At 44.3% G+C, this 6,131-nt stretch carries 11 protein-coding genes; 1 reads left to right on the forward strand and 10 read right to left on the reverse strand.

The genetic code is table 11. The annotated features are described in order from the left end of the window. Window positions 1–87: 87 nt before the first annotated feature. The 10 genes from PHF79_03680 to PHF79_03725 all read right to left on the reverse strand — a co-directional run bounded on the left by PHF79_03680 (window position 88) and on the right by PHF79_03725 (window position 5,855). A complete protein-coding gene (locus PHF79_03680) occupies window positions 88–642 on the reverse strand; it encodes an AAA family ATPase (protein ID MDD5318881.1) in 555 nt (184 codons plus the stop codon). Between the two features lie 12 nt (window positions 643–654). Next, window positions 655–1,155 (reverse strand): cytidine/deoxycytidylate deaminase family protein, encoded by a 501-nt coding sequence (locus PHF79_03685; GenBank protein MDD5318882.1) that lies wholly within the window; start codon window positions 1,153–1,155, stop codon window positions 655–657. 6 nt (window positions 1,156–1,161) lie between these two features. After that, window positions 1,162–1,494 carry a hypothetical protein gene (locus tag PHF79_03690; protein MDD5318883.1) on the reverse strand — a complete coding sequence of 111 codons (333 nt, stop codon included), beginning with the start codon at window positions 1,492–1,494 and terminating at the stop codon, window positions 1,162–1,164. Window positions 1,495–1,595: 101 nt separating this feature from the next. Then, window positions 1,596–2,069 carry a hypothetical protein gene (locus PHF79_03695; protein ID MDD5318884.1) on the reverse strand — a complete coding sequence of 158 codons (474 nt, stop codon included), beginning with the start codon at window positions 2,067–2,069 and terminating at the stop codon, window positions 1,596–1,598. A 197-nt stretch (window positions 2,070–2,266) separates the two neighbouring features. Next, entirely contained in the window at window positions 2,267–2,689 is a 423-nt protein-coding gene (rplK, locus tag PHF79_03700) for a 50S ribosomal protein L11 (GenBank protein MDD5318885.1), read from the reverse strand. Between the two features lie 20 nt (window positions 2,690–2,709). Beyond that, entirely contained in the window at window positions 2,710–3,252 is a 543-nt protein-coding gene (gene nusG, locus PHF79_03705; protein ID MDD5318886.1) for a transcription termination/antitermination protein NusG, read from the reverse strand. 44 nt (window positions 3,253–3,296) lie between these two features. Continuing rightward, a complete protein-coding gene (gene secE / locus PHF79_03710; GenBank protein MDD5318887.1) occupies window positions 3,297–3,473 on the reverse strand; it encodes a preprotein translocase subunit SecE in 177 nt (58 codons plus the stop codon). A 118-nt stretch (window positions 3,474–3,591) separates the two neighbouring features. Continuing rightward, window positions 3,592–4,422 carry an SIMPL domain-containing protein gene (locus PHF79_03715; GenBank protein MDD5318888.1) on the reverse strand — a complete coding sequence of 277 codons (831 nt, stop codon included), beginning with the start codon at window positions 4,420–4,422 and terminating at the stop codon, window positions 3,592–3,594. An 18-nt stretch (window positions 4,423–4,440) separates the two neighbouring features. Beyond that, window positions 4,441–5,358 (reverse strand): bifunctional 5,10-methylenetetrahydrofolate dehydrogenase/5,10-methenyltetrahydrofolate cyclohydrolase, encoded by a 918-nt coding sequence (locus tag PHF79_03720; GenBank protein MDD5318889.1) that lies wholly within the window; start codon window positions 5,356–5,358, stop codon window positions 4,441–4,443. Between the two features lie 14 nt (window positions 5,359–5,372). Beyond that, window positions 5,373–5,855: a phosphatase PAP2 family protein gene (locus PHF79_03725; protein MDD5318890.1), complete on the reverse strand. Its 483-nt coding sequence runs from the start codon at window positions 5,853–5,855 to the stop codon at window positions 5,373–5,375. A 62-nt stretch (window positions 5,856–5,917) separates the two neighbouring features. Between PHF79_03725 and PHF79_03730 the strand changes: the two genes are divergently transcribed. Next, on the forward strand, window positions 5,918–6,131 hold a 214-nt coding region (locus PHF79_03730), incomplete at its 3' end, for a hypothetical protein (protein ID MDD5318891.1).

Consider the following 6,131-nt stretch of genomic DNA (forward strand, 5'->3'; position numbering starts at 1 on the left):
AAAAATTCCTAAAAAATAATTGCCCAAACCAACCAAAAAAACGCCCCGGCTGTCCGAGGCGTTTTTCTTTGGCAGATATTTTTAGGTTTAACCTTTTAATTTTAAAACGAGGGCATCTACCTGTTTATACAAATCTTCCAGACTAGCATTGTTGTCTAGCAAATATTTGGCTTCTTTCATGACAATTGGAATTTCTTTTTCCGCCTCGGCCTCATGTTCACGCACAAACGCTTCAAATGTTTTTTCGCTGTCCCCTACATTTTCATTTCTCTTTTTTATGCGTTCATATCTGATTTTTGGTTCAGCTTCAATTTTGACCAAGACAAACTGCGGCAACTTTTTTAAATAAGCAATGTCCGCCATCCGACGGGCTCCGTCTACCACCACCATCTCGGCCTCCAGTTTGTCGGCGTCATTGGCAATGACCTTGGCCAAAAGCTCTTCTCCAAAAAGTTGGCGCAGCCCTGTCGAGGCCTTCTGCATATTTTCGCGGCTTTTTTCCAAACAAAGACGATCCATGACATCCCGCAAAATAGTAGAATACTGGCAGTATTTTGCAGCATATTTTTGACCCATATATTTTTTGACCACATCTTTGCCGCTGGCCATTTCTCCCACTAAGCCAATCACCATTTTTGCCATATATTTATACTTTTATTTCATATCTTCATAAACCTCCAGGGCGTCATCCAAAAGCTCAAACTGGACGCCTGATTCTTTAAAAATTTCTTTGCTGCGCCCTCCCCCATGATAATCTTTAGTCGCCACCACTCTTGTAATCCCGGCATTGATGATCATTTTGGCGCAAACATAGCAAGGGGTCATTTTGCAATAAAGGGTGGCTCCATCAGTGCTCGAGCCAGAACGAGCAGCCTGAGCAACAGCATTTTGCTCAGCATGAGTAGTCCGGACACAGTGACGTGACTGTGTGCCATCTTCTTGCACAACAGTATGCATTTCATGTCCCACTTCATCGCAATGCGCACATCCAGCGGGCGCGCCGACATAGCCAGTCGAAACGATGCGTTTATCTTTGGCAATGACACAGCCCGACCGTCCCCTATCACAGGTGGAGCGAGCAGCTACCATATCCATGATTCCTAAAAAATATTCGTCCCAAGATGGGCGTTCCTTTTTTGTATTTTTTTCGCTCATCATAAATTATTCTTTATCGGCCACTGTCCAAACCAAAGAGCCGTCAGTTTTTCCTTCCGCCTTTTCTATTTTTATATTGGGATTGATTCCTTTGGGTGTGCCGCTGTCAACATCTCCCTCCGTCATAGCTACGATGGGATCATTTTTCAGACTCGCATTTTCAGCTTCAGATTGAGGGTTTTCGGCGCTTTTTGAATGAGCAAAAAGGGCTACAGCAGCTCCTATTGCCGCCAGGACACCAGCTTTTTTAGCCACACCTTTTTTCACTTCTGAAAGCTCTGCCTTGACCACACCTACTTCTTCTTGAGGAGCATTAAAATCAAATGATTCTTTGGACATGGGAATAGTTTAGCATGGGCTTTGAAAAGCGCCAAAATATCTAGTCAAGGAAAACCCGCAGCTTTGAGAAGCCGCGGGTTTTTTAGCAGAAATGGCCTTGACTAAAGCTGTCCCACAATGAGCTGGACAATGTCGGTAATATCGCCCTCGTTATGAGCCTCATACACCTGAAAAAGTGGTTTATACTTTCCCAGAACAGTGTGGGCATCGATAATGTCCACATACGCAAGGTTAGTTTTTTCCCTTCCCCTTTGCAGGAGCATGATGAGTGGCCGGCGGAAATCCAGAGCCTTGACGAGCTGGATGCCTCCCTCCACCGAAATATTATCCGCAAAGAAAACCGCCAGATCAACCTGACCAATCTCCTGTAAAGTGCGGAAGTAAATGTTGTTTTTGAAACAGGGCTGGCCTTTTTTCACGCCACACTCGGTGTGAATGTCCTTGGCTGTGATGACATGGTGCCCGAGCTCCAAGAGAGCCCCGATTACCAATCCACCGCGAACCCGAATCCATTCGGGAGCCTGACAATCACCATCCCCAATCAAAATTCGCTTTTTATTTCTATCTCTAAGCATTTTTACCTTTCTTGTAAAAATTCAAATCTCTTTTTTTACTTTAACATCCCCCAACTAGCTGTCAACATTCAGAGCCAAATAAAATAACTAAAAAATAAATACTCTTTTTGGAGACCCCGCAGCCAAAGCGTTGGCGAGGATAAGGAAAATTTCAGTAGAAATTTTCCGTGTCTCAAAAAAGAGTACTTATTTTTTAGTTATTTTACTTCTACTCCCATTGACCGACATGTCCCTTCAACAATCTTCATAGCGGCCTCGACGGTATTGGCGTTGAGATCCGACATTTTCTTTTCAGCAATTTCTTTGATTTGAGCTTTGGTAATCTTGCCCACTTTTTTGGCCACATTTGTACCAGAGCCTTTTTCCACTCCAAGAGCTTTTAAAATGAGAGAAGACGCTGGAGGAGTTTTGAGGACAAAATCATAAGAGCGATCTTCATAGACTGTAATAGCTACAGGCACGATGTCCCCCATCATTTTAGCCGTAGCGGCGTTAAATTTGGTGACAAAGTCACCAATATTGATACCCGCCTGGCCGAGAGCGGGGCCTACTGGAGGCGCAGGATTAGCTTTGCCCGCTGGGATGACTAGCTTGAGTTGTTTAATGATTTTTTTAGCCATAAAGGTTTTATGATACTAGCTTATATTTTTCGAACTTGCAAGAAATCGAGCTCGACAGGCGTCTCGCGGCCGAACATAGAAACAAGCACTTTTACTTTGCCTCGTTCCTCGTCGACTTCGCTGACTTTACCTTCAAGATCCTTAAATGGACCGTCGCCAATGTTGACGGCATCTCCAACTGAAAGATCAATCTTGTGTTTGACAGTGTCTACACTCATTCGCTTAAAGAGAGCCTCGACTTCTTTTTTATCTAGAGGCACTGGATACACGCCTGATCCGACGAAGCCAGTCACTCGAGGAGTGTTGCGCACCATAAACCACGAATCATCGGTCACGATCATTTCTACCAACACATAGCCTGGATAGATTTTTTCTTCTTCCTCGACGCGCTTGCCCGCTTTTATTTTGATTTTCTTTTCAGTTGGGACAATCACATTAAAAATCTTGTCCTCCATGAAGAGCGACTCTATGCGCTGCTTGAGATTGCGCATCACTGCGTTCTCATACCCAGCATAGGTGTGAATGGCATACCAGTTTCGTTCCCCTTCTTCTTGTTTGCTCATATTTTTTTGAAATTAAGTTGAGGTTGGTTAAATTTGAATAAAAATTAAATAAAGTTTTTGAGAATTTGAGAGAAAAGGGAATCAAAAGCGCCCAGAAAAGCGGCCAGGAGGAGTGAGCTGACGATCACAAAAACGGTGTAAAAAGCCGCTTCCTTGCGCGTAGGCCAGGTAGTATGCTTCATTTCAGCCCGTGTTTCATTGATATAATTGATGATTCCCATAGTAATATTTTATGTTATCTAGCCTTTTAGCTAGCCTTTTTCTTACTAAAAAACCCCTGTCGGGGCGATTTAGTGCCATATTAGTACGATTGGGGAAAAAAGTCAAATGCTCAAATTTCTACTGAATCTCGTAGTTGACTGTTACATCCGAAATAATTTTGTTCTCGCCTGTAGGCAGAGCGGGTGCACCAGAGGCGGCTGAATCCTGAACCCCGGCCATCATATTTTTATACATAGGCACAGGTACGCCGCCGCCTGTTGATTCAGAAAACCCGGTCACTTTGCCAAGAGAAACGCCTAGAGATTTTGCGAGACGAAGAGCCTCCATCCGAGCATTCGCGATAGCAATATCCCGAGCTTGATACTTTAGGGCGTCAAGACTATCGACGGTCATAGATAAATCACCGATTGTGCCTATATTCAAAGCTCCTAGACCAGCGATGAGAGTGCCGGCTTGGTCGAGCTTGCGCACTTTGACACTGACTGTTTGATTGACATCGTAGCCCGTGATCGTGGCGTTTGGCTGAGGACAGACTCGGCCGGTACAGACAGTCGTACTGTATACGTAATGTGGATTGGTGTTATAGCTTTCAGTTTTAATATCCTTTTCGTCTACGCCTGATTTCTTGAGAAAATTAAGAGCGGCGTTGCCTTTGTCCGCCACCAATTTTTGGGCAGCTGCAATAGTGGGAGCCGTTTCACTCAAAGTAAAGGAAAAAGTACCAATATCTGGAACAGCACTGACGCTTCCCTCTCCCGACACTGTGATCACATTGTGCTCGGTCGCACTTTCACCGATAGTAGGATAGGTACGGACTTCGTTGACTGTTTTTGCGATTAAAAAAATACTGAGGAGGCCTAAAAAAGTGATGAGGGCAAAAGAGATATTTCTACCATTTTCACTTGCATCAAACCAATTATTATCTTTTGAATTATTTTGTGTTGCCATGCGTATATTGTAGCATGTTTATTTTTTTGAAAGGGGTTGTTTTTCACAAGAGCTGATCTCGCAAGCATCCAGCAGATTGAGAAAAAGTGAGGCCACGGTCATGGGACCAACCCCTCGAGGGACTGGGGAAAGGGCTTTGACTATGTGGGCCACTTTGTCTGCGTCCACATCTCCAACCAGCCGAAAACCACTCGAGGATACTTTGTCTGGAACAGCGGTGATACCGACATCTATGACTGTCTGGTGGGGTGAGACGAGCGCCGGGCCGATCAGCTTGGGGTGGCCGACAGCCACCACCAGCACATCGGCCCGGCGCGTTTCCTCGCTGAGTTTTTTAGTCTGACCATGACAAATAGTCACTGTCGCATTCCTTTTCAGACAGGCCAATGCGATGGGTAGGCCCACCAGCTTTGACCTGCCCACTACGACTACTTTTTTCCCCTCAAGCTTTACTCCATAAAAATCCAGCATGGCCAGTACCCCGCGAGCTGTAGCTGGCGTGTGGGGCGACATAGCTCCAATCCCGTCGACATCTTTTCTTGGATCTATGATTTTCACTACGTCATCTTCCTCAATTCCTTCAGGTAACGGAAACTGCACAATAATCCCATCTACCTTTAAATCCTCGTTTAAACTTTTTATTTTAGTCAACAATCTTTTCTGCAGATTTTTTTGAGATTTTATTTCCGAAAACTTTATGTGTTCTGTGCTAACTCCTATTGTTTCGCCAAACATTTTTTTCTGTCTGATATAGCGATTGGATTCTTCCCTGTCACCCAATTGCACGATAGCTAGACAAGGCTTGCGACCAGATTGCATTAAAAAAGCCTTAGACTTTCTCTGTAAAATATTTATAACCCTTTCTCTCACTGGCAGCCCTCCGAGCACTTGGGCCGGCTTTTTATTTAACTTTATTTTAAAGGCTTTTCTTTTCATTTTTATAATTTACTTCACATTACTTTAAAAAACAAAAGAGAGGCCAGGACCGACACTAGACCCAAAGCCACTCCTCCCACAACGTCTGTCGACCAATGAGCCCCAAGGTAAACCCGACTAAAACCAACTAACAAAACCAAACAGACTGCAGCCAAAAGGACCCAATGATGTGCCCGCCATTCTTTTCTCCAATTTGACCATTCTCGTCGAGTTGAGGACCAGCGGACAGCAAGCGTAGCCAAGATAGTGACCATGGTGGTGTGTCCGCTTGGAAAACTACTTCCGTAAACAACTACCATAGGATGCAAGGGTCTGGCCACCATCAAAAGATCCTTGATGACAGAAAAAGAAATCAGCCCAAAAATAACAGCAAAAGCGCTGACTTTGGCTTCACGATATTCCCCTCGATAAATGAGATACAACACAAACACAGCAGAAATAAGGGCTAAAGGAAAAGGATCTGCGATTGAAGTGACGATGAGCATAAAAGTCTCCATCTCTTTAGCATAACAAATCAAAAGGTTGTATACTATTTTTGAACCGCTTAAAGTTATAAAAAATGACTAGAAAAACCACAACGAGCAGCCTTGCCAAAATAATTTTAATCACCACCCTGGCCCTTATTAGTGCCGTGCCTGTTTTTGCCGGCAGTGCTTCAAGCCCCAATTTAAATTCGGCCACCAAAAAAGCTTGCCTCTCAACTGCTTTATCCGTACGCACAGTGGCTCTCCAAACAGCCCTCGATAATCGCAAGGTAGCTCTAAATACAGCCG

The organism is Candidatus Paceibacterota bacterium (assembly GCA_028714275.1).
Lineage (GTDB): Bacteria > Patescibacteriota > Minisyncoccia > Phycocordibacterales > CAINVO01 > CAINVO01.